The organism is Streptomyces sp. NBC_00012 (assembly GCF_045040875.1).
Lineage (GTDB): Bacteria > Actinomycetota > Actinomycetes > Streptomycetales > Streptomycetaceae > Streptomyces.
Genome location: NZ_CP108309.1, coordinates 1,763,116 through 1,789,978 on the forward strand (window position 1 = coordinate 1,763,116; position 26,863 = coordinate 1,789,978).

13 protein-coding genes are annotated in these 26,863 nt (G+C 72.4%); 4 read left to right on the forward strand and 9 right to left on the reverse strand.

The window, feature by feature from the left end; genetic code table 11:
* The first annotated feature begins 79 nt into the window (after positions 1–79).
* The 3 genes from OHA19_RS08280 to argB all read left to right on the forward strand — a co-directional run bounded on the left by OHA19_RS08280 (position 80) and on the right by argB (position 5,776).
* Positions 80–3,439: a PQQ-binding-like beta-propeller repeat protein gene (locus OHA19_RS08280; RefSeq protein ID WP_405749792.1), complete on the forward strand. Its 3,360-nt coding sequence runs from the start codon at positions 80–82 to the stop codon at positions 3,437–3,439.
* 14 nt (positions 3,440–3,453) lie between these two features.
* Positions 3,454–4,758, forward strand: coding sequence for a hypothetical protein (locus OHA19_RS08285; RefSeq protein ID WP_405749793.1), 1,305 nt, complete (start codon positions 3,454–3,456; stop codon positions 4,756–4,758).
* A gap of 109 nt (positions 4,759–4,867) precedes the next feature.
* Complete coding sequence (argB, locus tag OHA19_RS08290) at positions 4,868–5,776, forward strand: acetylglutamate kinase (protein ID WP_405721976.1); 909 nt, start codon at positions 4,868–4,870, stop codon at positions 5,774–5,776.
* A gap of 85 nt (positions 5,777–5,861) precedes the next feature.
* On the opposite strand, the gene OHA19_RS08295 is transcribed toward argB, so the two are convergent.
* Positions 5,862–6,383, reverse strand: a complete 522-nt coding sequence (locus OHA19_RS08295) for a GNAT family N-acetyltransferase (protein ID WP_405718038.1) — start codon at positions 6,381–6,383, stop codon at positions 5,862–5,864.
* Positions 6,384–6,504: 121 nt separating this feature from the next.
* On the reverse strand, positions 6,505–6,714 hold the full coding sequence (locus OHA19_RS08300; RefSeq protein WP_405718035.1) for an MbtH family protein: 210 nt from the start codon (positions 6,712–6,714) through the stop codon (positions 6,505–6,507).
* A 258-nt stretch (positions 6,715–6,972) separates the two neighbouring features.
* Here OHA19_RS08300 and OHA19_RS08305 point away from each other — a divergent pair, with 258 nt between their 5' ends.
* Positions 6,973–8,085 (forward strand): alpha/beta hydrolase-fold protein, encoded by a 1,113-nt coding sequence (locus OHA19_RS08305; protein WP_405749795.1) that lies wholly within the window; start codon positions 6,973–6,975, stop codon positions 8,083–8,085.
* Between the two features lie 46 nt (positions 8,086–8,131).
* Here the strand turns inward: OHA19_RS08305 and OHA19_RS08310 are convergent, their stop codons facing one another.
* The 7 genes from OHA19_RS08310 to OHA19_RS08340 form a co-directional block, all read right to left on the reverse strand.
* Positions 8,132–9,832 (reverse strand): ABC transporter transmembrane domain-containing protein, encoded by a 1,701-nt coding sequence (locus tag OHA19_RS08310; protein ID WP_405749797.1) that lies wholly within the window; start codon positions 9,830–9,832, stop codon positions 8,132–8,134.
* Positions 9,819–20,723 carry an amino acid adenylation domain-containing protein gene (locus OHA19_RS08315; protein WP_405749798.1) on the reverse strand — a complete coding sequence of 3,635 codons (10,905 nt, stop codon included), beginning with the start codon at positions 20,721–20,723 and terminating at the stop codon, positions 9,819–9,821. Before OHA19_RS08315 ends, OHA19_RS08310 begins: the two co-directional genes overlap by 14 nt.
* A 57-nt stretch (positions 20,724–20,780) precedes the next feature.
* On the reverse strand, positions 20,781–22,568 hold the full coding sequence (locus OHA19_RS08320) for an ABC transporter ATP-binding protein (RefSeq protein WP_405749800.1): 1,788 nt from the start codon (positions 22,566–22,568) through the stop codon (positions 20,781–20,783).
* Positions 22,569–22,614: 46 nt separating this feature from the next.
* Positions 22,615–23,664 carry an iron-siderophore ABC transporter substrate-binding protein gene (locus tag OHA19_RS08325; protein WP_405749801.1) on the reverse strand — a complete coding sequence of 350 codons (1,050 nt, stop codon included), beginning with the start codon at positions 23,662–23,664 and terminating at the stop codon, positions 22,615–22,617.
* Positions 23,665–23,822: 158 nt separating this feature from the next.
* Entirely contained in the window at positions 23,823–24,665 is an 843-nt protein-coding gene (locus OHA19_RS08330; protein WP_405749802.1) for an ABC transporter ATP-binding protein, read from the reverse strand.
* Between the two features lie 39 nt (positions 24,666–24,704).
* Positions 24,705–25,766, reverse strand: coding sequence for a FecCD family ABC transporter permease (locus OHA19_RS08335; protein WP_405718017.1), 1,062 nt, complete (start codon positions 25,764–25,766; stop codon positions 24,705–24,707).
* Entirely contained in the window at positions 25,763–26,821 is a 1,059-nt protein-coding gene (locus OHA19_RS08340; protein WP_405749803.1) for a FecCD family ABC transporter permease, read from the reverse strand. The genes OHA19_RS08335 and OHA19_RS08340 overlap by 4 nt, the downstream gene beginning before the upstream one ends.
* Between the last annotated feature and the right edge of the window lie 42 nt (positions 26,822–26,863).

Sequence of the window (26,863 nt, forward strand, 5' to 3'; positions counted from 1 at the left end):
CTGAATTCTCGTGGAAGGGTCGATGAAAGCTGTTCGATCTTGATCGAAAACCGGCGAACACTGGCTAGCTTCCGCTTCTATGAAACGTATACACACAGCGGCCGGGCTCTGTCTGGCGCTGCTGTTCCTTGTGCTGGGGGTCGGCGCCCAGCCCGCACTGGCGCATGTCTCGCGCCAGCACGCAGAACTCGTCGTCGCCACCGGGGACAACGTCACCAGCGGCCGTCTCATCGTCCACCACGACCTCGTGTCCCCGGAGCGGGCCGGAGCCTGGGCGACCGGGCTGCTTCCGGCCGGCTGCCCGGCCACCGGCTCCGGCGTCCCCGGTGACAACGGCGGGGTGCCCGGCGGGGTCGTGATCGAGCTGGCGTGGAGCTGCCACGTCGACGCCCTCGATCTGAGCCCGCTCATCGACAAGGGCGGACTGACCCAGGTCGTCGTCGAGTTCGACGGCACGGCGGTCGACGCCTCCGCGGCCACACCGCTCGTCGACGCCGGGGGCGCGCACGCCCTGCCCCGCTTCCCGTGGCTCACCGTCGCACTCACGGCGGCCGGCCTCGTGCTCGTACTCGCCGCGCTGCGACTGCCCGCCCTGCTGCGGTCGTCGCGGACACGCCGTCGGTTCCAGCTCGCCACCGTGGGCGCCGCCGCCCTGTCCTGCCTCGCTCCGCAGGCGGCTCTCGCCGACGACACGGCACCGGCCACCGTCACCGTCGAGGGCACCGTCTTCAAGGACGCCAACGGCAACGGAAGGCGGGACAGAGGGGAGCGTGCCATGTCCGGCGTCGATGTCACCGACGGCGCCGTGTGGACCACGACCGGCGCGGACGGCTCGTACTCCCTCGCCATCGATCCGGCGCGCCGCGAGACCGACATCGTCAGCATCGTCTCACCCGACGGCTATACGCCCGCTCTCCGCAAGGACTACATCCCCCAGTTCTTCCACAAGGTCCCCGAGACCGGCGGCAAGGGCGTCGACTTCGCGCTCGTACCCGACCGCCACGCCGCCGATCCGACCGAGACCTGGGTCATGAACTCCGACCCCGAGGTCAGCAACGTCAGCGACGCCCAGGCGCGCACGGCACTGCCCCAGTGGACGGGTCAGGTCCAGGCGATGTCCGAGGTCGACGGTGCCACGATGCAGATCGCGACCGGCGACCTCACCGTCACGGACTACGCGGACGAGCCGCGCCGCCAGGCAGCATACGACCTCTTCAGCGAGGGCCTGGAGGAGGGGCGGCTCGGCCACCCCTTCTACCCGGTCATGGGCAACCACGACGTCGGCGGCACGGCCACCTCACAGGGCTACGCCGGCAGTATGGAGTACTACCGCCGCAACATCGCCCCCGAGTGGTACAGCTTCGACCGCAACGGCCGCCACATCGTCGTCCTGGAGGACAACTACGACGCGAGCGGGCTGAAGCCGCAGCTGGAGTGGCTGCGCAGGGACCTGGCCCGGCACGCGGTCGGCAAGCAGGTGCTCGTCTTCGCGCATCGCTCGCTGTTCACCCAGTGGGGCCCTGGCGCGGGCATGCAGCCGACGATCGACGAGCTGGCCGGGTACGACGTCCGGATGGTCGCCGCGGGCCACAACCAGCAGGCCGAGTTCCGCCGCGGTGCCTTCGAGCGGTCCGTGGAGATCAACAACCAGGGCACCTACGGAATCGACGGCACCCGTCCCGATTACAAGGTGCTGGACTTCAGCGGAATCACGGACGATCCGCGCACTCGCCGCAACGAGGACACCGGCCATGTCACCGGTGTGCACCGGCAGTTCGACATCGACGACGACAGCGCGCTGGTCAGCCCCGCACCGCACAGCGTGCACGGCGCGACCGCCGGAGTCCCCGTCGAGGTGTACGCCGAGGACGACGGCCGCACCCCGGCCGGAGCCTCGGTGACCGTACGGGACAGCCGCGGGCACGTGGTGAAGCGGACCGCCCTGCGCTTCGGCCGGGACACCGGCGGGCCGGGCATCGAGAACTGCTACACCCCGCCGGGCGGCAGCCCCGAGCCGTGCCCCGACGCGCGCGGGGCGTGGACCCGGGCGAGCGGCACACTGCACGGGCTGCGGCCCGGCACGTACACCGCCAGGACGACCGTGTACGACACCCGGGGCAAGGCGTTCCCCGCGCTTCCCGCGCTCGGGAGCAGTTTCGACGTCGTACGGCAGTCCGAGCTCTCCGAGCCGAGGACGGGGCAGAACTGGCTTCGGCAGGGCGGCGACGAGGCCGGGCGGTCCTCGTCCGCCGACGAGCCGGGCCCCGAGCTCGACCTGGAGTGGGCCCGGCACACCGGCGAGCAGTTCAACCTGAACGGCTCGGTGGTCGCGGACGGCAAAATGATCGTCTCGTCCCGCGCGTTCGACTCGCCGTACAGCATGATGCTCGCCTACGACATCGGGTCCGGGCGGGAGATCTGGCGCACCTACCTGGACGGCGACGCCGAATCGGCGCCCACGCTCCACGGGGGACGGGTGTATCTGACGACCGGTGTCGGACGGATCTACGCACTGGACGTCCGGGACGGCCATGTCGCCTGGGAGTCGATCGACCGTGAGGAGCGGCACGGCGACACGGTGCGCCGCTACGGCCGCGCGGGCGGACCGGTCAGCGTCTTCGCCCTCACCGGACAGGACCGCTCGGTCGCCGTCCACCAGGACTGGAACACCGTCCGCTGCCGTGACGCGAAGACCGGCGCTCCGTTGCCCGGCGGCTTCGGCGCCGCCGCCTCCTGGGGCCAGTCGCACAGCACCGCGGTGCGCGAGCCCGGCTCCGACACCGCCTATCTGCACTCCTCGTCCAGCAACACGGTCATCGCCATGGACCTGAAGAGCTGCAAGCAGCTGTGGGCGAAGGACACCGCGGGCGACATCGACAGCCACTCGTCGCCGGTGCTCACCGATCCCGCGTCGGGCCCGGCGAAGCTGGTCACGTTCACCGCATCCGGTGTCCGCGGGCACGACCCGGCGACGGGTGCGGTGACCTGGGAGTCCAAGCTGGGCGGCGGCAGCACCTGCGAGCCGGGCCGCGCCCCGCTGACCAGCCCGGCCGTCCGGGGCGACATCGCCTACGTGGCGGGACGGGACGGTGTCGTACGCGCCTACGACACGAGCGCGGCCGACCCCTCGAAGCCGGTGTGGGAGACGAAGTCCGGGTATCTGCCCGGGGAGAGTCCGCTGGACGACAAATGGCGGGTCGCCATGGGGTGTTCGGCCGGTGACGGTTCGCCGACCATGCATCCGCTGGTGACCGCGGAGCTGGTGTACGTGGGGACGTGGGACGGGCGGCTTCTCGTCCTGGACCGTGCCACCGGCCGGCAGCTCGCCGCGTACAACCTCGGCGCGGGCGTCGCGTCGGCCCTCTCCGTCAGCGGTGACCGGGTCTTCGCCCTCACGGACGACGGCACGGTCCACGCGCTGGCCGCGCGCCGGAACTGAGAGGAAGCACCACCGTGCGATCACTCCGCACCGGGGTGCTGCTCCTGCTGGCCGCCGTCCCCGCGCTGCTGTTCGGCAGCGCGGGGACGGCCCAGGCGCACCCCTTCGGTACACCCCCCGTGGTCAGGGTCGAGGCGGCGGGCGCCTCCGCCGTGGACGCGACCTGGTCCGCGCAGCAGGACGACATCGCCGTCCTGCGGAAGAACTCCGGCGGCGATGTGACGGGCTATCTGCGCGCACACATCGTCGTACGCCAGGACGGCAGCCCCTGCCGGGCGGACCGGGTGGACGGCATGACCCTCCATTTCGCCTGCCCGCACCCGGTGGACCGGATCACTCTGACGGTCACCGCGCTGACGGACATCGATCCCGCCTACCGGACGCTCTCGGTGACCGATCTGGGCGGCGGCGGACTGCACACGGCGAAGGAACCCACCCGCACGCTCGCGCTGAAGTCCGCCGCACGCGCCGACCCGGCTTCTGCCGACGGGAGTTGGACCAGCGATCTCAGCTCACTGCTCGACCGCGGGGTGGCCCTTCCGACAGCGCTGCTCGTGGCGGCGGCCGTGGGCGCGCTGCACGCCTGTGCTCCCGGGCACGGCAAGTCACTGGCCGCCGGCTACCTGGTGGGCGGCCGGGGCAGACCGCGGGACGCGGTGTGGCTCGGGGGCATCGTCGCCGTGATGCACACGCTCTCGGTCGCCGTCCTCGCGATCGGCTGGTGGCTGGCGGCGAAGAACGCGCCCGACATGAAGGCGCTGACGGGATGGCTGCAACTGGCCGGCGCACTGGTGGTGGCGGGGGTGGGGGTGAGCCTGCTGCGGCGGCATCTGCGTCAGCGCGGACACCATCACGTACATCACTCCCACAGCCACAGCCACAGCCACGAACACGGGCACGGGCACGGGCACGACCGTTCGCCCGACCACCACGACGCGGGCGGGCCTGGCCACGGGCACAGCCACCACATCCCCGACGCCCCGGCGCTGCTCACCCGGCGAGGTCTGGTCCTGCTCGGCGCGTCCGGCGGCCTGTTGCCCTCACCGTCCGCCTTCCTGGTCCTGCTCACCGGGCTGCTCACGGGCAAGGCCGGCTCCGCCCTCGCGATGGTGGCCGCCTTCGGTGCGGGCATGGCCCTCACCCTGACGGGCGTCGGCCTGATCGTGCTGCGCGGCCGTGACGCACTGCTGAACCGGGTCTCCCGCTCCTCGCTGCTGCGCCTCTGGACCGCGAGGATCCCGCTGTTCGCCGCCTCGGCGGTGACGGCCGGCGGCGTGGTGGCCGCCGCGATCGCGATGGGACAGCTTCTGACGCCATGAAGGGACTGGGAGTGACCGGGGCGAACCAACAGCCCCGATATCTATTTAGGTTAGGCTAAGCTAATTGGCATTTCGGTGATTCGGACGAACGACCAGCGTGGGGGCAGAGATGGGACCGGTCGTCACGGAGCGCGCGAACGCGCGTCCGTCCGCCAGGCCGCTTCGCCGGCCGGAGGAACCGCGGGGCGGCACGGTCGTCGTCAAGTTCGGCGGCAACGCGATGGTGGACGCGGAGCTGCAACGGACGTTCGCCCGGGACGTCGTGGAGCTGTGGCACACGGGGCTGCGTCCGGTCGTCGTACACGGCGGCGGGCCGCAGATCAGCTCGATGCTCGACCGCCTCGGCCTGGAGACCCGCTTCGAGGCGGGCCTGCGGGTGACCACTCCGGAGACCATGGAGGTGGTGCGCATGGTGCTGAGCGGCCGCGTCCAACGGGAGCTGGTGAGCCACATCAACACCCATGGGCCCTTCGCCGTGGGCATGACGGGCGAGGACGCGCACACCATGACGGCGGTGCGGCGGCCGGCCTGGGTGGACGGCCGGGCGGTGGACATCGGCCTCGTCGGCGACATCGTGGACGTCAACCCGGACATGGTGGGCACGCTCCTGGAGCAGGGGCACATCCCGGTGATCTCCCCCGTGGCACGCGGCGAGGACGGCCAGGTCTACAACGTCAACGCCGACCTCGCGGCGTCCGCCCTGGCCGTGGCGCTCGATGCCGAGCGGCTGGTGATGCTCACCGATGTGGCGGGGCTGTACGCGGACTGGCCGCACAGCACCGAGGTGATCGGGCAGTTGACCGCCGACGCACTGGACGGCCTGCTGCCGGGGCTGGCCGGGGGGATGCTGCCGAAGATGGAGGGCTGCCTGCGGGCCGTCCGCGGTGGCGTGGGCAAGGCGCAGGTGCTGGACGGCCGCGTGCCGCACGCCGTGCTCCACGGCGTCCTCGGCGGGTCCGGCCCCGGCACCACCGTGGTTCCCTGCGACGACCCGGAGCGCGACAGCGGCACCCTCTGACCCCGGCGTGATCCGAGCGAAAGACCCGAGTGCGGCCCCGGACACCGGTCCGGGGCCGCACTCGGAGCGCACGCGTGACAAGCGGTCAGAGGATCTTCGCGAGGATCCGCGCGTTGCGCCGGGGGTCCAGGGACTCCACCCAGGACGGGGGCGCCGGACGCGTGTCCGTGGGCGCGAAGCCGTACCTGAGGAACAGGTCACCGCCGCCGGTCGTCGCCGTGAACAGGGCGTCGAGCGAACGGGCGCGCGCCGTGGCCAGCGCGGCGCGCAGGAGCCCGGTCCCCACTCCGCACCCCTGCCGGTGCCCCGCCACACAGAAGTTGTACAGAACGCCGACGGGGCCACTCCTCTCCCCGGGGCCCGCCGGGTGCACCCGCAGGCCGACGGCGCCGTCGACGGGGCATCCGGGGGCCTGCGCCACGAGGAAGTCGGCCGCGTGGGCGGCGTAGAGGGAGACAGGCCGCTCCCGGAGTTCCCCCATGTGCACGAAGGGCCGGGACAGTTCGGCGATCGCGGCAGCGTCCCGGCGGCGGGCGGGGCGCACAGAGTGCGTCTGTACGGGGAGCGCGGGCGGCAGCGGAACCGGGCGCGGCGTGGCCGTGATCAAGACTTTCCTCACTCGGTTCACGATCGGAGAACGGCTCGTCGCCGTGCCACTCCGACGCGACGGGGCGGAAACATCGACGAGTTCTTCCCGCGGGCGAAGGCGGGCGGTTCACCGTGCGGGGTCAGTTGGCGGCCTCCGCGAGGGACCGGGGGCGCAGGTCGGTCCAGTTGGCCTCGATGAACTCCAGGCAGGCCTCGCGACTGTTCTCGTCGAAAGCGATCGCCCATCCGCCGGGAACCTCGGCGAAGGACGGCCAGAGCGAGTGCTGTCCCTCGTCGTTCACCAGGACCAGGAAGCGACCCTCGGGGTCGTCGAAAGGGTTGGTGCTCATGGGGCGGGGCCTCCTCGGGGCCGACGGGCCGGTGACGGCGGCGTCGTGAGTGCGTGTCGGATCGGCAGGACGAAACGAAGGGAGCGAAAACATTAGGTTAGGCTCACCTAATACGAGCTGAGCCTAACCTCTCTTCCCTCCCTCTCACAAGGAGATGCCGATGCACCTGGTGATCGCACGGGTCCGCACCGAGGACGGCACCGACACGGCCCCGGGCACGCTGCTCCGGATCACCGGCGGCCGCGTCGCCGGCCGGTCATGACCGAGCCCCGCTCCGGCCGCACAGCCGACGGAGAGCACGCCTTCGCCGGGTTCGCGCTGCCCGGCCGGCCCGGCAGCGACGAGTTCTGGGCGGCGGTGCGGACGCCCGTATCGGTTCCCTCCGACGACGGCGGCTGGCGGACGCTGTTCCTCCGGCGCGGGTCCGAGGCCCTCATCGACTTCGAGAGCTGGTCCCAGCCGATCCCCCTGCACCGGTGGGCCGCCACCGACTGCTGGTACGCCGAAGTGCGCATGCCCGCGCGGCTGCGGGTGACCTACCGGTTCATCGTGAGCGGCGCCGCTTGTGCCGATCCGTTCAACCCGGCAGGCGCCGGCGGCGACCGGTCCATCGCCGCGACCCCGGACGCCCCGGCCCAGCCGCACTGGCCCGTCGTCGGCGCCGACGACGTGACTCCGCTCCCCCGCACCCGGCTCCGCTGGGCGAGCGAGCGGCTCGGCGGGCGGCGCACCGTGCGCGTTCACCCGGTGGGGGGCGGCGGGCCGGTGGTCCTGCTGCTCGACGGGGACGACTGGCTGTATCTGCACCCGGCGATGACCGCGTTCGACTCGGCCGTCGCCTGCGGCGACATGCCGCCCGTCACCCTGGTCTTCCTTCCGGCCAAGGACCGGCAGGCCGAGTTCGGGTGCAGGCCCGAGCTGTGGGAGGCGGTCCGGGACGAACTGCTGCCGCTGGTCGCGGAGTCCGGCGAGCCCGCCGACCCCGGCCGGCTGGTGGTCGCCGGGCAGAGCCTGGGCGGACTGAGCGCGCTGTACGCGGCGCTGGAGTTCCCGGACCTGGTCTCGCGGGTCGCCTGCCAGTCGCCGTCCTTCTGGTGGGCACCGGGCGCCGGGGACCGGCCGGACCCGTTGGGCGGGCCGGCCGGCGGCGCCGTCGCCGCGCGGCTGCGGCTCGGCCCCGACCTGTCCGGTCTGCGCTGCGCGTTCGACGTCGGGGAGCACGAGACGCGGATGCTGCCGCACTGCGAGCTGACCGAGGCGCTGACCGAACAGGCCGGCGCGACGGTACGGGTGTCGAGGTCGGCTTCGGATCACGACCGGGCGGGCTGGCGCCACGCCCTGCTCAGGGACGTCGCCTGGGCTCTGGGCTGAGCGGGTGCCGGGGAGGTGCCCGAGGCACGTCCCCGGCACCCGCTACTCAACGGGCCACCGCCAGGCAGTAGTTCTCGTCGCCGGCCAGGAGGTTGCGGTGGGTGTCCTCGGCGGTGATGACGCCGTCGTCCAGGACGAGCACCCGGTCGGCGGCGTCCAGGAGGGCCGGGCTGCTGGTGATCACGACCGTGGTGCGGCCTCGGCGCAGCTTCGCGACGTTGCGGGCGACGAGCTGTTCGGTGACCGCGTCGACGGCCGTCGTCGGGTTGTGCAGGACCAGTACGTCGGCATCGGCGGCCAGGGCGCGGGCCAGGGAGAGCCGTTGCCGCTGTCCCCCGGAGAGGTTCGTCCCGCGGTCGCGGACCGCGTGGTCGAGCCCCTCGCGGTGGAGGGCGACGACATCGGTCAGCATGGACGCCTCGACGGCCTCGGCGATCGTCCGGCTCGTTCCCGCCGGGTCGATGTTCGTACGGAGCGTGCCCGCGAAGATCTCCCCGTCGTAGGGGTTCACCAGCATGTGTTCGCGGACCGTCTCGACCGAAAGGTCCGCCAGCGCCAGCCCGCCGACCCGCACCACTCCCCCGTACGCGCCGGGCGCGACGTTCACCGCGAGGACGGACGCGAGATCGGCCGCCGCGCGCGGCCGGTAGGCGGCGATGGCCACGAACTCCCCGGCGGCCACCTCGAACTTCAGCCCGCGCAGGGTCCCGTACCGGACGCCGTCGACCGCCAGGCCGCCGTCCGCCGCCGGGCGCCGCGGCCCCAAAGTCGTCACCGGCGGCGCGGAGAGCACCAGCGCCATCCGCTCGGCCGAAGCGCGCGCCATCATCACGTACTTGGGCATCTCCGAGAACATCTTGAGCGGCTCGATGATGAACTGCGCGAGGCCCACGGCCATGACGAGTTCCCCGATGGTGATCCGCCCGGCGAAGGCCAGCCAGCCCGCCGTCAGGGACACGGCGGCGGCGAGCACCGCGTTGAGGGCCAGTGCGGTGCCCGCGTACGTGCCGTTCACCCGGGCGACGGTGATCGCCTGGCGCCTCGCGTCCGTGCTGACCTTCCGGTAGGAGCCGAACGCCGCGTGGTTGCCGCCGAAGCCGTGCAGCGGCCGCAGGCCGGTGATCAGGTCGGCGACCTTCGCGCCCGCCCGCGCCACCCGGGCCTGCTGTTCGCGGGTACTGGCGCCGATCCGCTTGGACATCACGGCGAGGACCGACAGGATCGCGACGGTCCCCACGATCACCAGCAGCCCGAGCCGGATGTCGGCCAGCCCCAGCGCGACCGCCGCGACCACCACCGCGACCAGAGAGCTGATCAGCAGCGGCACCACCTCGATGATGTCGGCGGTCTGGTCGGCGTCCTCGGTGGCGATGGTCAGCACCTCGCCGGACTTCAGGCCGATGTCCCTGGCCACCGGCTGGAGCCCGCAGGCGGCCACCCGCACCCGCCAGCGGTGCGCCTCGGTCGTGTTGGCCTTCTGCAGGACACGCATCCCGAACCGCCACGACAGCGAGACCGTCGTGATGATCACGGCCAGCGCGCCGATCGAGAGGCCGAGCACGCCCGCGCTGCGGTCCTGCATCGTGTGCTCGACGATCAGGCCGAGTGCGATGGGGAAGGCCGTCTCCCCCGCCTGGTACAGGCCCATGAGGACGGTGCCCCGGACCATGGCGCCGACGTTGCGGCGCAGCGCGGTGCGCAGGATCTCCGCCCCCGGCCGGGGGCGCTGCGTGTCAGGAGTTTTCATCGAGATGTCGGGCAATCGCTTCCGGGGTTCGCAGGGTGAACAGATCACGGATCGTGATCACAGGACCGTACTCGCGGCGGAGCAGCCCGGTCAGCCGCACCGCCAGCATGGAGTGCCCGCCGAGGGACACGAAGTCGCTCACCGCGCTCACCTCGTCGTCGTCCAGGTCAAGTGCCTCGGCGAAGTACTCGCACACCACGGTCTCGGTTCCGGTCTCCGGGCCGCGTTCGCCCGCCGTGGTCAGCGCGCCGAGGGGCTTCGCCTCCGGCAGCGCCTTGGTGTCGGCCTTCCCGTTCACGGTCAGCGGGATGCCGTCGACCCGGGCGTAGTGCGTCGGGCGCAGGAAGTCCGGCAGCCCGGCGCCCACTTCACCGGCGACCTGCGCCAGATCGGCGCCGTCCAGTACGAGATAGGCGGCCAGCCGGTACGCGCCGTCCACCTGCGGGTCGGGCTGGGCCACCGCGGCGGCGAGGCGCACCGCCGGGTGCGCCGCGAACACCGCCTCGACCTCGCCGAGTTCGACGCGGTGCCCGCGGATCTTGACCTGCTGGTCGGTGCGGCCCAGGTACGCCAGGTTCCCGTCGGGCCGGCGGTTCACCAGGTCCCCGGTGCGGTACATCCGTTCGCCGGGTGCGCCGAACGGGCAGGCGACGAAGCGGTGGGCGGTCTGGGCGCCCTGCCCGAGGTAGCCGCGGGCGATGCCGATACCCGACACGTACAGCTCGCCGGGAGTACCGTCCGGCAGCGGTCGCAGCCACTGGTCCAGTACGTACACCTCGGTGTTGTCGATCGCCACGCCCACCACCGGGTCCTGGCATTCGAAGGTGCCGACGCCGAGGGTGTTGATGGTGTACTCGGTGGGACCGTACAGGTTGTAGCCAACCGTCCCCTCGGTTCCGGCGAGCCGCTGCCACAGTGTCGGGGTGACGGCCTCGCCGCCCAGCAGCACCAGTGCCGGCCGCCGTGCCGGGTCGTCGAGGAGGCCCTCGGTCACCAGCTGCTGGGCGTAGGTCGGGGTCACGTTGATGACGTCGATGGCGTGCTCACCGCAGTACTCGACCAGCCGGGGGGCGTCGCGGCGCAGTTCCTCGTCGCAGATGTGGACCTCGTGGCCGTCTGCGAGCCACAGCAGTTCCTCCCACGACATGTCGAACGCGAACGACACGGTGTGCGCGATGCGGAAGACCCGGTGGCCGTGGTCGGCGAGGACCGGTTCGAAGATCCGCCGCTGGTGGTTGATCAGCATGTTTGTGAGCCCGGCGTACTCGGTCACCACGCCCTTGGGCTTCCCGGTCGAGCCGGAGGTGTAGATCGTGTACGCGGGGTGCCGCAGACGGTCCGGGTCGTCCGGCGCGAACGTCACGTACGGGGCGGCCGCGGGCAGGGGGCGGTCCAGCTCGATCAGGTCGCCGCTCAGCCGGGGCGACACCGCGCTCACGGTGAGGATCACCTCGGGCCGGGCGTCCGCGACGATCGCCGCGATCCGCTCGTCCGGGTGGTCCAGTTCCAGCGGTACGTAGGCGGCGCCGACCCGCAGCACGGCGAACAGCGCCACGATCGAGTCGAGGGAGCGCGGGATCGCGAGGCCCACGTTCGTCTCGGGGCCGATGCCGCGCCCGGCGAGCACGCCCGCCAACGCCCGGCTGCGGTCCCGGAGTTCGGCGAAGGTCATGGCCGATCCACGGGCGACGAGCGCCACCCGTCCGGGGTCACGGTCCGCCGCCCGGTCGAAGCGGTCGACGACGGTGTCCGTGCCGATGCCGGTGCGCCGGGCGGGCCCGGGGGCCGGGGCGAGCCCCGGCAGCGCGCCCACCCGCCCGGTCGACCGGGCGAGGTCCTCCAGTACGCGGAGGTAGTCGTCGAGGAGACGGCGGGCGCCCTCGGGGTCGCCGTCGCGGTGCTCCAGCTTGACCGTGAGCAGTTCGCCGGGTGTGACCACCCAGGTGAACGGGTAGTGCGTGGAGTCCTCGGCCCGCACCGAGGTGATGCCGTGCCGGGCGTTCATCTCGGCGAACGCGTCCAGGTCCAGGAAGTTCTGGAGCACGAACAGGTTGTCGAACAGGGCGTCGTGGCCGGCCGCCCGCTGGATCTCGCCGAGCCCCAGGTGCTCGTGGTCCATCGCCTCCACCCGGGCCGCCTGCACGGCCGACAGGTACGTGCCGACCGTGTCGTCGGGCCGGGCCCGTGTCCACATGGGCACCGTGTTGAGCAGCACTCCGACGATGCCGTCGTGGCCCTCGCCCTCCCGGCCCGAGACGGTCACGCCGAACACCGCGTCACCGCGACCGGTGTGGGCGCCGAGCAGGAGGCCGAACGCGCCGGTCAGCACCGTGTTCAGCGTGACGCCGTGCGCCCTGGCCGCTTCCCGCAGCAGGTCGGATAGTTCGGCGGAGATCGTCCGGGTGAGGGCGCGCGGCAGCTCGTCGGAGAGGTCCGGAGCCGGTCCGGCGAGCAGCGTCGGACCGGGCAGGCCCGCCAGGTGCTCCGCCCAGAAGCGGTTCGACACCTCGGGGTCCCTGGCGTCGAGCGTCCGGGCATACTCCTCGAAGCTCGGCACCGCCGGGGCCGCGACCGGCGGTTCGCCCGCCAGGACGGCCTCGTACGCCTCGAACAGGTCCCGCAGCACGATCTCGCGGGACCAGCCGTCCCAGAGCAGCAGGTGGTAGCTGAGCAGCAGGCCGTCCCGGCCGTCGGGCAGCCGCACCACGGTCAGCCGGATCAGCGGCGGCTCGCCCGGGTCGAAGCCCGACTCGCGGTCCCGGGTGCGCAGTTCCTCGGCCTCCGCGTCGCTCGTCGCGGCGACGGTACGGACGTCGACCCGCCGGCCCGCCCTGAGGACCTGGACCGGGTCTCCGTGCTCGTCGGTGGTGAAGCCGGCGCCCACGACCGGGTGCCGTGCGATCACGTACGCCATCGCCTCGGCCAGCGCGTCGGCGTCCAGGCGCCGGTCGAAGGCGAACCAGCTCTGCGCGACGTAGTGTCCGGCCGCGCCCGCCATCTGGGCCTGGAAGAACAGCCCCCGCTGGAGCGGGGTGACCGGTGCCGTGCGCTCGGCCGTCGCGGAGACGTCCGCGATGTGCTCCAGTGCGCCGCGCCAGTACCCGGCGATCTCGTCGGGCATTCCCTCGGCGAGGGTGAACTCCGCGTGCAGGCTTCCGGTGGTGTCGTCGGTCCAGGCGTTGACCTCGACTGCGTACGGGCTGTTCCGGTCGCCGCCGGTGAGGCGCAGGGCCCGGGACTCGCCGCCCCGGCCGAGGTAGTTGAACAGCACCTGCGGGCGGGCGGTCAGCAGCGGGGCCGTCTGCGGGTTGAGGTACCTGAGCCGGCCGTAGGCGACGTGCCCGGACTCGTCCGGCTGGCGTGCGGCGACCTCGTGCGCCGCCGCGACGGGGTCGGTGTGCGCGGTGAGCCGCACCGGTGCGACGGCGGTGAACCAGCCGACGGTACGGGTGTAGTCATGGTGTTCCAGGGCCGGGACCCGGCCGTGCCGCTCAAGGTCGACCGCGAGATCGGTGGGTGTGGGCTGTACACGGGTCAGCGCGGCGCGCAGTGCGCCGCAGAGCAGCTCGGTGAGGCCCACGCCGAGTGCGGCGGGGGCGGTGCGGGTCACCCGGTCGCTCGTCCCGGGGTCGAGTACGACGGTGGTCCCGCGCAGGTCCCGGACCAAGGGCAGCAGCGCGGGCGCCCGGAGCGTGGTGATCCAGTGTCCGAGGCCGTCGGTCTCCCGGGCCGAGCGCACCGCCAGCGCCTCGGCGTACTCGGCGTACGACGTGGTCGGCGGTGCCGGGGGTGTGCCGCCCATCGCGGCGGTCAGGTCGTCGAGGAGGATCAGCCAGGACACCGCGTCGACGGCGAGGTGGTGCACGGTGACGACCAGGGTCCGGCTCGCCGCCAGCCAGGAGAACGCGATGATCTCCCCGGCCTCGGGGTCGAGCCGGCCGGCGGCCTCGTCCGCCGCGGCGGTCGCGCCGGCGGCGTCCGACGGTACGACGGTGACCTCGCGGGCGGCTTCGGTGCGCAGTGCCCAGACGCCCTGCTCGGTGCTCAGCCGCAGCCGGAGCGCCGGGTGCGCGACGACGACGGCGTTCGCGGCGCGCCGGACGTCGGCGAGGGTGATGCCCTGGGCCACCGCCACGGCCCTGGCCTGGGCGAACCGGGCGAGCGACCCGCCCAGTTCGCGACGGCGCAGGATGATCGGGGTGGCCGGCAGCGGGCCGTCCTCGCGGCGGGACGGCACGGACGCCACCGACTGCGGGGGGCGCGTGCCCAGGTGGCCGGCGAGCGCGCGCGGGGTCTTCAGCAGGAACACGTCCCGGGGTGCGATCGGCAGGCCGAGCGCCCTGGCCCGGTTGATCACGGTGATGGCGACGATGCTGTCGCCCCCGGCGCCGAAGAAGTCGGTGTCGGCGTCGACGGCGACGCCGGGCAGCGCCCCGGCGAAGATGCCGACCAGCGCGGCGAGCGCGGAATCGCCCGCGGCCACCGGGGTGCTGTCCGGTGCGGCCGCAGCCGCCTGCGCCTCGGCGGCGCGCTCGGCCAGGGCCTTGCGGTCCAGCTTGCCGTTGACCGTCAGCGGCAGGGCGTCGACGGGCAGTACCCGGCCCGGCACCATGTGCACGGGCAGCCTGGTGGCCAGCAGGCCGGTGAGGTCGGCGGGCACCCGGCCCACGACGTGTGCGACGAGGTGGTCACCGCTGTCCGCCACGGTGACGGCCGCATCGACGACACCGTCGAGCTCCCGGACCGCGGACTCCACCTCGCCGAGCTCGATCCGGAAGCCCTTGAGCTGCACCTGGTCGTCGGCGCGGCCGGTGAACTCCAGCTCCCCGTCGAGCGTGCGGAGGGCGAGGTCGCCCGTGTGGTACATGCGGGAGCCGTCGGACGCGAACGGGTTCGCCACGAACCGGCCCGCGGTGAGCCCCGGCCGGCCGAGGTAGCCGAGCGACACCTGGTCCCCGGCGACGTAGATGGACCCCACCCGGCCCGGCGGCACCGGCCGCAGCCGGTCGTCGAGCAGATGGACGGCCAGGCCGGGGATCGGACCGCCGATCGGGCTGACGTCGCCACCGTGGCCGAAGTCCTCGTCGGTCAGCACCCGGTGGGTGACATGGACGGTGGTCTCGCTGATCCCGTACATGTTGACCAGTTCGGGCGCCCGGGTGCCGTGCCGCTCGACCCAGCCGCGCAGCCGCCCGAGGTCCAGCGCCTCGCCCCCGAAGACGATCCGGCGCAGCGCGCTGACCGGTCCGCCGGCGTGCCGGTCGGCCTCGATGAACCGGTGGAACGCCGACGGGGTCTGGTTGAGCACGGTCACCCCGCGATCGAGGACCAGCCGGTGGAAGTCGGCCGGGGAGCGGGTCAGCGCGTAATCCGGCACGAGCAGCTCGGCGCCGTGTGCCAGGGCGCCCCACAGCTCCCAGACCGCGAAGTCGAAGGAGAAGGAGTGGAACTGGACCCATACGTCGTGCGGGCCGAAGCCCATGTCGGGGGCGGTGCCGGCAAGGAGCGTCACCACGGCGGAGTGCGGGACGACGACGCCCTTGGGCCGTCCGGTCGAGCCGGAGGTGTAGATCACGTACGCGGGGTCGTGCCGGCCGACGCCGGGGTCGGTGGTGTCGCGCGGCAGCTCGTCCCCCTGGACGAGGACGCGGGCCTCCACGCCGGCCCGGACCAGCAGCCGGGTGAAGCGGTCCCGCTGGTCCCGGTCCACGAGCACGACCTGCGGGGCCGCGTCGGCGAGGATGTACGCCAGCCGCTCGTCCGGGTACGCCAGGTCCAGCGGAACGTACGCGCCGCCCGCGGTGACGACCGCGACCAGGGCGACGACCTGCTCCACGGAGCGCGGCACGGCGACGGCGACCCGTTTGCCGGGCCCGACCCCGGCGGCACGCAGGACCGATGCCAACTCGTCCTTGGCCTCGGCGAGTTCGCCGTAGGTCAGGGACCGGGTGGCACCGTCGAGAGCGCACTGGGTGACGGCGGTGGCTGCCGGGTCGCGGTGCGCGGCGGCGTCGAACAGCTCGCCCAGGGTCGCCGGGGAGACCGGCGCCGGGCGGCGGGCGGCGGGCGGGGCCGGTTCGCCGACGAGGGCGTCCGGGTGCTCCAGCAGGCCGGTGAGGGTCTCGGTGAAGGTGCGCAGGATCGCCTCGGCGCCGGCCTCGCGCAGCAGCTCCTTGTCGTGGATCAGGTTGAAGCGCGGCCGGCCGTCGGGGGTGCGCTCCACCACCAGCGTCAACGGGTAGTGCGGGGCGCCCTCGTTGACGATTCCGGTGATGGCCAGGGTGTCGTCGTGCCCGCGCAGCGCGCCGAGATCGGTCGCGACGTCGAAGACCACCAGTGTGTCGAACAGGGAGCCGGTGCCCGCCCGGCGGCCGATCCCGGCCAGCGAGACATGCTGGTGCGCCAGCACCGTGCTTCGGTGCTCCTTCACCGCGGCGAGCAGCTCGCGTGCCGTGGTGTCTTCGGACCACCGGGCGCGCACGGGGATCGTGTTGATGAACAGGCCCACCATGTCCTCGATGCCGGGCACCTCGGCGTCACGGCCCGAGACGGTGGATCCGAACACCACGTCGTCGCGGTGCAGGATGCCGCCCAGCGTCACCGCCCACGCGCCGTGCACGGCCACGCCCAGGGGTACCCCGGCCGACCGGACGTCGGCGTCCAGGTCGCCGGCGGGCTCGACGGCGATGTCGGCGAACCGGTCGGAGGGGATGTGTCCTTCGGCGACCAGCGACGGGCCGGGCAGACCGGCGAGTTCGCCGCGCCACACCCTCTCGCTCTCGCCCTGGTCGCGTCCGGCGAGCCAGCTCACGTAGTCGCGGTGGCCGCCGGGCGGGTACACGGTCCCCGGACGGTGGTACTCGGCCAGCAGCGTGCGGAGCATCGGCGGCACGGACCAGCCGTCGGCGATGATGTGGTGCACGGTCTGCACCAGGATGTCGCGCCCGGAGCCGGCCCGGATGAGCGTGTACCGCATCAACGGCCCGGTGGCCAGGTCGAATCCGGCGCGGCGGTCCCGTTCGGCGTACTCGCGGATCTCCTCGTCGGTGAGGTGGGGGCGGTCCAGCGTGGTGAAGGGCGCCGCCGTGCCGCTTTCGAGTACGGAGACGACCCGGCCGTCCGCGAGGGCGGTGAACCGGGCCGCCAGGTTGGGGTACAGCGCGAGCAGCCGGGTGGCCGCGGCCGCGAGCCGGCCGGCGTCCACGTCGCCGTCCAGGGTCAGCAGCTGCTGTTCGACGTAGCTGCCGCTCGCCTCGTCGTCGAAGACCGAGTGGAAGTACAGGCCCTCCTGCAGCGGCGTCAGCGGCAGGATGTCGACCAGCGCCGGGCTGTCCAGGTCGTCGATGTCGGCCTGGGTGAGCCTCACCAGGGGGAAGTCGCTGGGGGTGTGGCCGCCCTCTTCCAGCGCGGCCAGGGCGGCCAGGGCGGATCGGAAGTACCGGCCGATGGTGGTGATGTCCTCGTCGGTGAACATCCCCTCGGGCCAGGAGACGATGGTGACCAGCCGGTACTCGCCACTCGCGTCGGGTTCCGCGATCGCGTTGAACTCCAGGGCGCGCGGCAGGCGCATCCTCGGGTCACGCTTTTCGCCCAACTGTCCCGTGGTTCCCGCGAGTTGCCAGTCGCCACCGGCCCCCGCGTCGAATCGGCCCAGGTAGTTGAGGAGCACCTGGGGTGCGGGCGTGGTCAGCCCGGATTCGGTGAGGTGGCGCAGTGCGCCGTAGGGGACGCCGTTGCCGGGCACCCGGGCGAGGTCCTCCTTGACCGCCTTGAGGGCGGCGGCCAGGTACGCGGGCGCGGTGAGATCGTCTGCCGTGCCGGGGTCCACGGTCACCGGGAACAGCGTGGTGAACCAGCCCACGGTCCGCGACAGTTCCGGTTCGAAGCCGGCGGCCTCCGCCACGGAGCCTCCCTCGCGGCCGTGTCCCTCCAGTTCGATGTGGGCGAAGGTCTGGTCCTGGCCGCGGTCGCGGCGCCACCGGGCGAGGGTGACGGCGAGCGCGGTCAGCAGTACGTCGTTGACGCCCGCGTGGAACCTCGCGGGGACGGCGCCCAGCAGCGCGGCCGTCTCCTTCGGTCCGATGCCGAAGGTACGCGTCCGCTCCCGGGCGACGGTGTCGGCCTCGGTCGGCGCGCGCCTGCCGAGCGGTGCGTCCGTTCCCGGCAGCGGCCGCTCGTAGTGGGCGCGGTCCGCCTCGAAGGGCGTACGTTCCAGCAGCTGGGTCCAGCGCCTGAACGACGTTCCCACGGGCGGGAGTCGGACCGGGGTCCCGGAGGCGTACTGCCGCCATGCCGTGGCCAGGTCGTCCATCAGGATCCGCCAGGACACCCCGTCGATCACGACGTGGTGGGCGACCAGGACGAGTTGGCGCGCCTCGCGGCGCCACACGGCGCGCAGCATCACACCGCGGTCCGGGTCGAGCCCCTCGGTGGCGAGCGCGACGCACTCCTGAAGCGGGCGGTCGCTCTCCTGCCACCCCACGGCGGCCCGTCCGGCCTCGGGGATGTCGAAGCTCCACCGCTCGCCCCGCACCAGCCTGGCACGGAGCATGTCGTGCCGCTCCAGCACCGCGGCGAGGATCTCGTCGAGCGCTTCGGCGGGCAGCTCTGCCGGTGTGTTGAGCACGACGGACTGCACGAAGCCGTCGATGGCGTCGGTGGTCCGGCCGAGCCACTGCACGATGGGCGATCCCACTACGGAACCGGTCGCGACATCGCCGTGGTCCGCGGCGGTCACGTCCTCACGGCTCGCCACCGCTGCCAGTGCCCCGAGAACGCTGTGGGTGAAGATCTGCCGCGCGGTGACGTAGAGGCCGGCGTCCCGCAACGCGCCGAGCAGGGAGATCGCCAGGATGCTGTCGCCGCCGAGCCGGAAGAAATCCTGGTCGACGCCGACCCGCTCCAGCCGCAGCACCGCCGCGACGGCCGCGCACACCACCCGTTCGTTCTCGGTGGCGGGCGCCACGGCGGAGCCGGTGCCGATCACGGGCTCCGGCAGGGCGCCCCGGTCGAGCTTGCCGTTCGCGGTGAGCGGGAACTCCTTCATGACGACGAGGTGGGCGGGCACCATGTACTCCACCATGTGCCCGGCGGCCCACGCCCTGACGTCGTCCGCCCGCAGGTCCTCGTGGCCGGCGGCCGGGATCACGTACCCCACCAGGTAGGTGCCGCCCGCCGCGTTCTTCTTCGCGACGACGCAGCTGTGCCGTACCCCGGGATGCTCCGCGAGGCCGGCCTCGACGTCCTCGGTCTCCAGCCGCATGCCGCGGATCTTGATCTGGTTGTCGGCCCGGCCGAGGAAGTCCAGCGACCCGTCCGGGGCGAACCGGGCCAGGTCACCGGTCCGGTACAGCCGGGACCCGTCGTCGGCGAAGGGGTTCGCCACGAACCGGGACGCGGTCAGGCCGGGCGCGTTGACGTAGCCGCGCCCCAGGAGGAAACCGCCCGCGTACAGCTCGCCGCCGACCCCGACCGGGACCGGGCGCAGCTCGTCGTCCAGGACGTACAGCTGGGTGTTGGGGTTGGCCTTCCCGATCGATGTCGACAGGCGTTCGGCCTCTCCCCGGTAGATGACGTGGGAGACACCGATGGTCGTCTCGGCCGGGCCGTAGCCGTGGTACAGCGGGATGTCGAGCCGGGTGCGGAACCGCTCGTACAGCTCGGGGGTCAGCACCTCGCCGCCGCACCACACGTGCCGCAGGCTGTCCAGGCGGCCGGAGTCGCCCGCGATCTCCAGCAGCATGTCCAGCATCGACGACACCAGATAGGTGAAGGTGACCCGGTGCTCGGCGATCACGCTCAGCAGGTGGTGCGGGTCGCGTTCGCCACCGGGCCGCAGGATCACCAACCTGCCGCCGGAGACCAGCGGCAGGAAGATCTCGTTGATGGAGATGTCGAAGGACAGCGGCGCCTTGAACAGCGAGGCGTCGTCGTGGCCGAAGCGCAGGATCTCGTCGACCTGCCACAGCAGGCGCTCGCTGATCGCTTCGTGCCGGATCATGGCGCCCTTGGGCCGTCCGGTCGAACCGGACGTGAAGATCACGTATGCCAGGGCCGTGCCGTGGACGGTCGCCTCCGGCCCCTCGACGGGGAGGTCGCCGAACCGCCAGTCGTCGAGGTCGACGGCCACGGCGTCCGGCTCACCCGCACCGTGCTCGCCGGAGCCGTTGAGCTGGAGCACGGCGCGGGCGTCCTCGACGACGACCGCCCGGCGCGCGGCGGGCCACTGCGGATCGAGCGGCACGAACGCGCCCTTCGCCCGCAGTACGGCGAGAAGCCCGACGACCATCTCGGCCGAGCGGCCCAGCGAGATACCGACGACCTGTTCAGTGGTGAGTCCGCGTTCGATCAGGTGGTGGGCCAACTGACTGGAGTACTCGTTGACTTGACGATACGTCAGCACGCGGCGCTCATCGATGACCGCGACGGCGTCGGGCCTGCTGCGCGCCTGCTCCTGGAACATCTCGATGACGGTCGGGCGGGCCCGGTCGGCCCTGGTGTCGTTCCACTCGGCCAGAGCCGCGATCCTCGCCGCAGGGCCGGACGGGCCGATGGTGCCGATGGGCCGGTCCGGGAAGTCGGCCAGGTCGTCCAGTGCGAGCTGCGCGTCGGCCGGCACGACGCCGGCGGGGACGGTGACGCTCCGGCCGTCCGGGCCGACCTCCCAACCCGCGCTCCCGGCACCGCCGTTGTCGACCCAGCCGAGTACGTCGGTGAACCGCGTGCCCGGGGTGAGGTCCAGGCCGTCGGGACCGAGGCCGGTCGCCCAGTACGCCAGCCCGATGGCGCACGCTCCGGTGATGGTCCGGTCACCGTAGTCGCCGGTCCGCCGGCGTACGCCGACCAGGCGGGCGGGAGAAAGCAGCACGTGAGGAGCGCTCGGTTCCGTCATCGAAGACTCAGCATCCTTCCAAGGCATGCAGGTTAGCCTAACCTAACTCAGGGTCACCTAACTACCCTCGCGCCAGGCGCGCCACAGGCGCGCGTACTGCCCGCCCAGAGCCACCAGCTCCCCGTGCGTCCCCTCCTCCACCACGCGCCCCTCGGACAGCACGGCGATCCGGTCCGCGGCCATCGCCTGGGTCAGCCGATGGGCCACGAACAGCGTGGTCCGGCCCGAGCAGGCCGCCAGCACGGCCCGTTCCAGCTCGGCGGCGCCCTCGCTGCCCGCCTCCGCGGTCGACTCGTCGAGCACCACCACCGGGGCGCGGCCCAACACCAGCCGGGCCAGGGCGATCTGGGCGACCTTGGTGGCATCGAGGCGCTCGCCGCCCTCCCCGACCATGGTGTTCAGCCCGTCGGGCAGCAGCTCCACCCACCCGTCGGCGCCGACCGTGCGCAAGGCGTCCAGCAGCCGGTCGTCGCTCGCCCCGGGCGCGGCCAGCCGCAGGTCGTCGGCGAGCGGGCCCGAGAACACGTGCGTCTCCTGCGTCAGGATGCTCACCAGGGCCCGCGCCCCGGCCTCGTCCAGACCGGCGAGGTCCTGCGATCCGATGCGCACCGACCCGGCCTGCGGGGTCCCGGTACCGGCGACCAGCGCGGCCAGGGTCGACTTGCCCGCGCCCGTCGCACCCACCAGAGCGAGCGAACCCCCCGCCGGAATGGACAGATCCACATCCCGCAGGACCGGCTCCTCGGTGCCGGGATAGCTGAAGGTCAGCCCCTGCACCGTCACCGGATACGGTCCGGCGTCCGCCTGAGCGACGGACACGTCGCCCACCAGGCGGTCCTCCGCGGGCTCCCCCACCACCCCGACCAGGCGGGTGAGGCTCGCGCCCGACTTCTGCGCCTCGTCGAAGGTGAACATGATGGCGCCCAGCGGGGTGAACAGCCGGTGGAACATCAGCGGGGCCGCCGACACCTCGCCCAGAGTGGCGGCGTCGGCCTCCAGCAGGGCGTACCCCACCACGATAATGAGGACCAGCCCGATGAACTCGGCGCGGTTCTCCCGGCCGACGAACCGCCCGAAGAAGCGGAACACCTCGACGCCGAGATCGCGCACCCGCCACGACTCCTCGGTGACCTTCTCCCGGACGGCGCCCTCCAGGCGGTACGCCCGTACCGTGTCGATCCCGTCGAGACCGCTGATCAACGCCTGCGCGCGGTCGGCCTGGGCCGCCCGCTGCTTGCGGTAGAGCGGTGCGGAGCGGGGCAGGTACCACCGCAGGGCCAGCGCGTACGCGGGCAGCGCGCCGGCGCCGGCCAGGCCGAGCCGCCAGTCCAGTCCGAACATGCCGACGGTGGCGATGACGACCAGCACACCGGCCGAGAACACCGTGGGAACGGCCGACCGGATTCCCCTGGACAGTACGGCCACATCGTCACCGACCCGGGAGAGCACATCGCCCCGGCCGACCTGTTCGACGCGTGCGCTCGGCATCCCGAGCACCGCGCGGACGGCCGCTTCCCGCAGCCGGGCGAGCAGATCCGCGCCCAGCCGCCCGATCAGATACGTCGACAGCGCGGTGGCCACCGCGCCGAGCAGCGCGGCGGCCCCCATCAGCACCCCGACCGTGACCAGCACCGAGCGCGATCCGCCCTCGGTCACCGCGTCGACCACCTGGCCCAGCAGGAGCACGGGAAGCACCTGGAGCGCCGCCCCGGCCACCGTGGTGAGCACGGTGGAGGCCGTCAGCCACGGGGCCCGGCGGCAGTGCGCGACGACCCACCCGGCGGCCTCGCCCCCGGTCGCCGTGCACAGGGTCGCGGGGGCGGAGCGGGTGTCGGTGGCACTCACACGAAGACCGAATCTCTCCGGGGACGGGGTGGTCCGATCGGCATTGCTACTCGACCGACTTGACGAGCTCGTCGATCGCGTACGGCAAGGAAAGCAGGGTTCCCTGGGACATGGCGGCACCGACCGCCGGGCCCTCGCTGTCCAGCAGGTACGAGACCTTGCCGTTCTTGACGGCGGGCAGGTTGGTGAACAGCTCGAACTTCTTCAGCGCGTCCGTGTCCGCCTTGTCGTTGATGACGAAGATGCGGTCGGCGTCCACCAGGTCGACGCGCTCGGGCGACAGCACGGTGAAGAACTTGCCGTCCGCGACCTCGTCGATCTCGGTCCGGTACGTGAAGCCGATGCCCGTCACCAGCCGGCCGCGTACGTCGGTGGAGGTGAACGGCGCGACGGAGTCCTTGTACCAGGACAGCGCCACGGCGGTCTGCTTCGCGAACTCCGGGTGGGCCTTCGCGGCCGTGTCGAGCTTGCCCTGGATGCCCTTCACCAGCCGGGCGCCCTCGGCCTCCTTGCCGAGCGCCTTGGCGATGTGCACCGCGTTGTCCTGCCACGGCGCACTGAAGGGCTCCTTCTCACCCTTGGTGCGGCCCACCGTCGGAGCGATCCGGGAGAGCTTCTCGTAGGCGGCCTTGTCGATCTCGGAGTAGACCGCGATGATCAGGTCCGGCCGCAGCGAGGCGATCTTCTCGTAATTGGGGCCCGAGTCACCGTTGTTCATCACGACCTCGGGGCGGGTGTCGCCCCACTTGTCCTTGACCCAGGGCCACTGGGTGTTGATGTCGGGGGACTTGCCCGCCGGGTTCGGGTACTGGTCGACCATGCCGACCGGTTTGATGCCGAGCGCCAGGACGGCCTGGTCGTCCGTGTAGCCCACGGAGACGACGCGCTCGGGGGCCTTGGCGATCTCCGTGGATCCGAACGCGTGCACCACGGTGACCGGGAACGCGCCGGAGGCGGCGACCGGGGCGTCCTCGCCCTTCTTGTCCGCCGAGTCGGAACCGCACCCCGCGAGGAGGCCGACGCCGAGGGTCGCGGCGGACAGTATCGCCGCCGCCCGCCGCCAGGGCCTCACACGCGTCGTTCGATGGAGAAGCATCCGGAATCCCTTGCTTTCACACTGTCCACTGCACCTCGTTGCAAGGGCAGCCAAACCTTACCTCGCACAAGTGAGGCCAGCCTAGCCTAACTTTTGAACTTTCCTCCGTCGGGCCCGACTTGGGCGCACGCCCTCCGGCACCGGGGACCCACGGGGAGCTACGGGTCGAGCCGGACGTGCGTACGGCCGATCGGCACGATGAGCGGCCGGTCGCCCACCGGGTCGTCGATGACCGTGGCGTGCAGCCCGAACGCCTCGCGCAGCAGCTCGGCGGTGATCACATCGCGCGGGTGTCCCTGCGCCAGGATGGAGCCCTCCCGCATCACGATCAGGTTGTCGCTGTAACGCGTCGCCAGATTGAGGTCGTGCAGCACCATGACCACGGTGCACCCCGACTCGTGCAGGTCGTCCACCAGGTCGAGCACGTCGATCGCGTGCGCCAGGTCCAGATAGGTGGTCGGCTCGTCCAGCAGCAGCAGGTCGGTCCCCTGGGCCAGGGTCATCGAGATCCAGACGCGCTGGCGCTGTCCGCCGGAGAGCGAGTCGACCGGACGGTCGGCCAGCTCGGACACCCCGGTCATGGCCAGCGCGCGTTCCACGACGCCGGCGTCGTCCGAGGACCACTGCCGCAGCCAGCTCTGGTGCGGATGGCGCCCCCTGGCGACGAGGTCGGCCACGGTCAGCCCCTCCGGCGCGACCGGCGCCTGCGGCAGCAGACCGAGCTTCTTGGCCACCTCCCTGGTCCGGAGCCTGCCGATGTCCTCGCCATCCAGCACGACCGTCCCCGCGGACGGCTTCAGCAGCCGGGTCAGGGTGCGCAACAGGGTCGACTTCCCACAGCCGTTGGGGCCGATGATCGTGGTGATCACCCCCGGGGGAATCGCCACGTCGAGAGCGTCGATGACCGTCCGGCCGCCGTACCCGACCGTGACGCCCCTGGCCGCCAGCCGTGAGACCTCCTCGGTCCCGGCCTCGGCCCCGGTGGTGAACCGAGCGGCCATGAGCCCCCCTTGTCCAGATCCGTTGTGCATTCTTGCCGCCTATCTGAGATTCGCCCGCACCAGCAGGTAGATGAGGAACGGGCCGCCGATCGCGGCGGTGACCACACCGACCGGGAGGGTGACCGGCAGCGCCGTGCGTGCGACCAGGTCCGAACCGATCAGCAGCAACGCGCCCACCAGGCCGGAGGCCACCAACGGGGGCGTGGGGAACCTCGCCAGACGCATCGCCACCTGCGGCGCCACCAGCGCGACGAACGGGACCGGGCCCGCCGCGCTCACCGCGAAGGCGGCCAGCAGTACCGCGCACAGCAACAGGACGGCCCGCACTCCCGAATAACGCACGCCCAGGCCGGCGGCCACCTCGTCGCCCAGATGCATCGGTCTGAACTGGAACGCGGCAGCGGCCACGACGACCACGAGGACGAGCGTGCACCAGAACGCCACCCGGACCTCGTCCCACGACCGGCCGTCCAGCGAACCGACCAGCCACGACTGGGCCCTGGCCACGTCCCTGATGTCGGCGGAGACCAGCAGCCAGGTGGTGACCGCCTCCATCACGGCGCTCACCGAGATGCCGATGAGGATGAGCCGGAAGCCGTCGATCCCGCGCCGCCAGGCCAGGAAGTACACCAGCAGTCCCGTGCCGAGACCGCCCGCGAGCGCCGCCGCGGGCAGGCCCACCGAGCCGACGACCGCCGCGGCCGTCCCGCCCGACACGGTCACCAGGAACACCGCGACCGCACCGGCTCCCCCGGTGATGCCCAGAATGTCCGGGCTGGCGAGCGGGTTGCGGGCGACGGACTGCGTGATCGCCCCGGACATCCCCAGGGCGAACCCCACGACCAGACCGGCCAGGGCGCGCGGCATCCGCAGGTCCATGATCACGAATTCGTCGACCTGCTCGCCCCGGCCGAGGATCGTGGCGATCACCCGGGGCAGCCCGATGGGGAAGTCCCCGACACCGATGGAGAGGCAGAACACCAGGAAGGCCGCCGCCGCCAGCAGCAGTGTGACCAGGACGAGCCAGGGCCGCCATACGAACGACACCTGGCCGAGCCGCACGCCCGGCGCCACCGATGGGTTCAAGTCCGTCCCGTTCATGCGCTCCTGAACTTTCCTCGCCACACCAGAACCGCGAAGAACGGGGCGCCGAGGAGGGCGACCACGACACCCGCGTCCAACTCGCCCGGCCGCACCACCAGGCGCCCCGCGATGTCGCAGACCAGCAGGACGACGGAGCCGAGCAGACCCGCGTACGGCACCAGCCAGCGGTAGTCCGGCCCGGTCAGGTACCGGGCCACATGGGCCACCATCAGCCCGAGGAAGGCGATGGGGCCGCACGCCGCCGTGGCCGCGCCGGCCAGCAGGGTGATGGCGACGATGCCGACGGTCCGGCTCAGCGCGATGTTCACGCCCAGCCCCCGCGCCACGTCGTCGCCCAGGTTGAGCAGGTTGAGTGCGGGCAGGGTGATCAGGGCCAGCACCAGTCCGACCGCGATGAACGCGGCGACCGGCCGGATGACGTCGAATCCGACTCCGGCCACGGAGCCCGCATTCCAGAACCGCAGCGCGTTCAGCGACTTCTGGTCCGAGAGCGCGACCGCGGTGGTCATCGCCGCGAGGAAGACCGTGAGCCCCTGCCCGGCCAGGGCGAGTGTCAGCGGATTGCCCGCTCCCCGGCCGATGCTGGCGAGGCCGAAGACGACGACACCGGCGACCGCCGCCCCGAGAAAGGCGAACCAGACGTACTGGAACGGGTTCGCGAGGCCGAAGACCGCGACCGCCGTCACCACGGTGAACGAGGCGCCGGCGTTCACCCCCAACAACCCGGTGTCGGCTATGGGGTTGCGGGTGTACCCCTGGATCAGCGCGCCGCCGACACCCAGGGCGAGGCCCGCCACGATCGCGAGCACCGTCCGGGGCACCCGCACGGTCCGCACGATGAGCCTGATCTCGGTGAGCCGCCGGTCGGCCTCGGGCGCTGTGAACAGCCCGTGCCAGACCTCGGCTGGGCTCAGCGCGCGCGTGCCGACGGCCAGCGACGCCGCCGCGGCGACCACCAGGACGATCACGAGCGCGCCCAGACCCACGACCCGCCGCCGACGGGCCTGAGTCGTGCCCCTGGGTGCGGGGCGCTCAACCGTGATCGTGCTCATGTCGCTGTCCGTCATCCCTCGTGATCCGCCGGGGCGGTTCGG

Coding starts and splice junctions, on each gene's coding strand:
- OHA19_RS08280 (WP_405749792.1), top strand. CDS start 80: ATGAAACGTATACACACAGCGGCCGGGCTCTGTCTGGCGCTGCTGTTC.
- argB (WP_405721976.1), top strand. CDS start 4,868: ATGGGACCGGTCGTCACGGAGCGCGCGAACGCGCGTCCGTCCGCCAGG.
- OHA19_RS08300 (WP_405718035.1), bottom strand. CDS start 6,714: ATGAGCACCAACCCTTTCGACGACCCCGAGGGTCGCTTCCTGGTCCTG.
- OHA19_RS08305 (WP_405749795.1), top strand. CDS start 6,973: ATGACCGAGCCCCGCTCCGGCCGCACAGCCGACGGAGAGCACGCCTTC.
- OHA19_RS08310 (WP_405749797.1), bottom strand. CDS start 9,832: ATGAAAACTCCTGACACGCAGCGCCCCCGGCCGGGGGCGGAGATCCTG.
- OHA19_RS08315 (WP_405749798.1), bottom strand. CDS start 20,723: ATGACGGAACCGAGCGCTCCTCACGTGCTGCTTTCTCCCGCCCGCCTG.
- OHA19_RS08325 (WP_405749801.1), bottom strand. CDS start 23,664: ATGCTTCTCCATCGAACGACGCGTGTGAGGCCCTGGCGGCGGGCGGCG.
- OHA19_RS08330 (WP_405749802.1), bottom strand. CDS start 24,665: ATGGCCGCTCGGTTCACCACCGGGGCCGAGGCCGGGACCGAGGAGGTC.
- OHA19_RS08335 (WP_405718017.1), bottom strand. CDS start 25,766: ATGAACGGGACGGACTTGAACCCATCGGTGGCGCCGGGCGTGCGGCTC.
- OHA19_RS08340 (WP_405749803.1), bottom strand. CDS start 26,821: ATGAGCACGATCACGGTTGAGCGCCCCGCACCCAGGGGCACGACTCAG.